The following is a 2,940-nucleotide window of genomic DNA, read 5'->3' as shown; positions in this document are numbered from 1 at the left end:
GTTATGCAGATATCCGCATAATCACGAACATGACCCGGACTCCCTGATGCTCAGCGAGACTCTGATCCACTGGATCGACATAAGCCAAATCCTCGCAAAGGCTGACCTCCAGCGAGTCGAATTTGCGGCCTTTGAGCAGCGGCAATTCCCTTCGAAGCTCGGCCATGAGCCTCTCCGCAACCGAGCCGTCGAGATCGGCATAGTCGTGCCGCGAGTAATAATGCCGGCCGTACCGTCGCCAGTGCTCTCTCATCGTCGCCTCCACGGACTGCTGCCGGGCCGCCAGAATGTTCAGCCAGAAAAGCACCGCCCACACGCCGTCCTTTTCCCTGAGGTGATCGGAGCCCGTCCCGAAGCTCTCCTCGCCGCACAGCGAGACCAGTCCGGCGTCCAGGAGGTTGCCGAAATACTTCCAGCCGGTCGGCGTCTCGTAGCAGGAAATGCCGAGATCAGCCGCCACTTGATCGACCGCACGGCTGGTCGGCATGGAGCGGGCGACACCGACCAGCCCCTTCGCGTAGCCGGGCGCAATATGTGCATTGGCCGCGAGCGCCGCTAGGCTGTCGCTCGGGGTGACGAAGAAGCCGGGGCCCAGGAGCATGTTGCGGTCGCCATCCCCGTCCGAGGCGGCCCCGAAGTCTGGCGCGTCGGGACCGTTCATCGCGCTCACGAGCTCGCGCGCATGGACGAGATTCGGATCGGGAGCGAGACCACCGAAGTCGGGCAACGGATCGCCGTTGACCACCGTGCCGGCCGGCGCGCCGAGCCTCCTCTCGAAGATTTCTGTCGCGTACGGACCGGTGACCGCATGTATCGCATCGAACCGCATGGCGAACCGCCCCGAAGACAACAGCTCTGAAATCCGGTCGAAGTCGAAGAGGCTTTCCATCAATCGGGCATAATCCGCGACGGGGTCGATGACCTCCACGGTCATGGTCCCGAGTTTCGACCGGCCGACATGGTCGATATCCACGTCGCCGCTTGGGAGGATGCGGTAACGCGCGATCTTACGGCTCAGGGCGTAGATCGATTCGGTGACGTTCTCAGGGGCGGGACCGCCGTTCGTGACATTCAACTTGACGCCGAAGTCGCCTTTCGGTCCGCCGGGGTTGTGGCTCGCCGACAGCACGATGCCACCGGCCGCGCCATGCTTTCGGATGATACACGAGACGGCCGGCGTCGAAAGCAGACCGCCCCGGCCGACCAGAACCCGCCCGAAACCGTTGGCGGCCGCCATCCGAAGGATGGTCTGGACGGCTTCGCGGTTGTGGAAACGGCCATCGCCGCCGAGAACCAGCGTGCTTCCCTGACGACCCTCGACACTGTCGAAGATCGACTGGACGAAGTTCTCCAGGTAGTGCGGCCGTTGAAAGACCGACACCTGCTTGCGCAGACCGGAGGTCCCGGGCCGCTGATCGTCAAATGGTATGGTTTTGATCTCCACGCCGGGCTCATCCCGCGGCGCGCCGCCCTCCATATCGCGTCTTCGCCCCATCGCTCAACAGATCCGAGGCAGCTGTTCGCCGCTCAGCATGTCGATGATCCGCGCCACCCCCAACGCGCCCCGGCAGGAGACCTCTCCGGCCCCCGGACTATCGCGCACCTCGCCGATCGCAACCGAGCCGGCCGCCGTCTCGAAGCGCCGGAGAACGTCGAGCGAGCGCTCGACGTCTTTGCGCGCGACGAAAGCCACAAAGCGTCCCTCATTCGCGACATGGAGCGGATCGAGACCGAGGAGATCGCAGACCGCTCTCACGTCCAGGCGCACCGGAACGGCCGCCTCCTCGATCCCGATCGTCAGGCGCGCGGTTTCGGCGATTTCGACCAGGGCGCTGGCGAGGCCACCGCGTGTGAGGTCGCGCAGGCAATGCACTTCGATGCCGGCCTCGATCAACGCGAGCACGGGTGTGGCGACAGCAGCGCAGTCGCTCTCGATCACGGTCTCGAACCCGAAGCCCTCGCGCGCCGCCATGACCGCCATTCCATGCCGTCCAATATCGCCGCTGAGGATCACCGCGTCGCCCGGACGCACGCTCGCTGGCCTGATCTGTGACGGCGCGAGGATTCGGCCGAGACCCGTGGTATTGATGAACATACCGTCCGCCTTGCCGCGATCGACGACCTTGGTGTCGCCGGTCACCAGCCGCACGCCGGCAGTTGTCGCGGCACCGCGCATCGAGGCGAGGACGCGGCGCAGGATGTCGAGCGGCAGGCCTTCTTCCAGGATGAGCCCGACGCTGAGATAGAGCGGCCGGGCACCGCACATGGCAAGGTCGTTGACCGTCCCGTTCACCGCTAACGTGCCAATGTCGCCGCCGGGAAAGACGAGCGGCCGGACGACGTAAGAATCCGTCGTAAAGGCCACCGGTCCGTCCAGGTCCAGGGTCGCGCCGTCATGGCGGCGTTCGAGCTCCGCATCGTCGAATGCCGGCCGAACGACGGAATCGATCAGCCGTGTTCATTTTCCGCTTCAATCGGCGCTTCTACCCCTTCAACGCTTTCCGTTCGCTGCTCGGGATCGCCGGCGAAGTCGACGCGCCGACATTCGACGCGCTTTATTCAGGAGAGTGGAGACACCCTACATCTAGTAGGTGTATGCCTTAACCGGATAGGCACGATCCATTCGCCAGTGACGGTGATCCACTCGCCGGCCGAGATTATTGCGGCGTGGCCGACGACGGTGAGGACGTCCCGGTGGCCGCGCGCCTTGATCCGCAGGACGCAGAACCCGTTCTCGGTATTGTGGAAGGTAACGCGCTCGATCAAGCCCGCCAGAACTTCCGGAGACTGTCGATCGGGCTCGGGTTTCATGAATGGGGGCCCCGTCTTGCGGCGCGCCAATCCCACGGCATCTCGAAGGGGCCGGACCAGATGTTCTTCCCCGCGGTTCGTGCCCTGTCTTCTTCGGCAATGTAGTCGAGCGAATAGCGCCTGAAGGCC

The 2,940-nt window shown here is 64.5% G+C and carries 3 protein-coding genes and 2 pseudogenes; 2 read left to right on the top strand and 3 right to left on the bottom strand.

What is annotated here, in order from left to right; all coding sequences use genetic code 11:
* Positions 1-7: 7 nt before the first annotated feature.
* Positions 8-1,444, bottom strand: a pseudogene (locus V5F77_RS28430) (alpha-D-glucose phosphate-specific phosphoglucomutase); the annotation flags it as partial.
* Positions 1,445-1,498: 54 nt separating this feature from the next.
* Positions 1,499-2,449: a hydrogenase expression/formation protein HypE gene (gene hypE / locus V5F77_RS28425; protein ID WP_429008413.1), complete on the bottom strand. Its 951-nt coding sequence runs from the start codon at positions 2,447-2,449 to the stop codon at positions 1,499-1,501.
* On the opposite strand from hypE, the pseudogene V5F77_RS28420 reads away from it, so the two are divergent.
* Positions 2,395-2,604: pseudogene (locus tag V5F77_RS28420) on the top strand (hypothetical protein); the annotation flags it as partial. The gene hypE and the pseudogene V5F77_RS28420 sit on opposite strands and share 55 nt — an antisense overlap.
* On the opposite strand, the gene V5F77_RS29455 reads toward V5F77_RS28420, so the two are convergent.
* Entirely contained in the window at positions 2,560-2,766 is a 207-nt protein-coding gene (locus V5F77_RS29455; protein ID WP_449317030.1) for a YrrC family ATP-dependent DNA helicase, read from the bottom strand. The pseudogene V5F77_RS28420 and the gene V5F77_RS29455 overlap by 45 nt on opposite strands.
* Here V5F77_RS29455 and V5F77_RS28415 point away from each other — a divergent pair.
* Positions 2,668-2,916: a hypothetical protein gene (locus V5F77_RS28415; protein ID WP_429008412.1), complete on the top strand. Its 249-nt coding sequence runs from the start codon at positions 2,668-2,670 to the stop codon at positions 2,914-2,916. The genes V5F77_RS29455 and V5F77_RS28415 overlap by 99 nt on opposite strands.
* The last annotated feature ends 24 nt before the right edge of the window (positions 2,917-2,940 follow it).

It is taken from the genome of Roseixanthobacter psychrophilus (genome assembly GCF_043195195.1).
In the GTDB taxonomy this organism is placed as follows: domain Bacteria; phylum Pseudomonadota; class Alphaproteobacteria; order Rhizobiales; family Xanthobacteraceae; genus NCEH01.
Note: the sequence above shows the minus strand (reverse complement) of the source record. Positions and strands in the feature narration are given on the sequence as shown.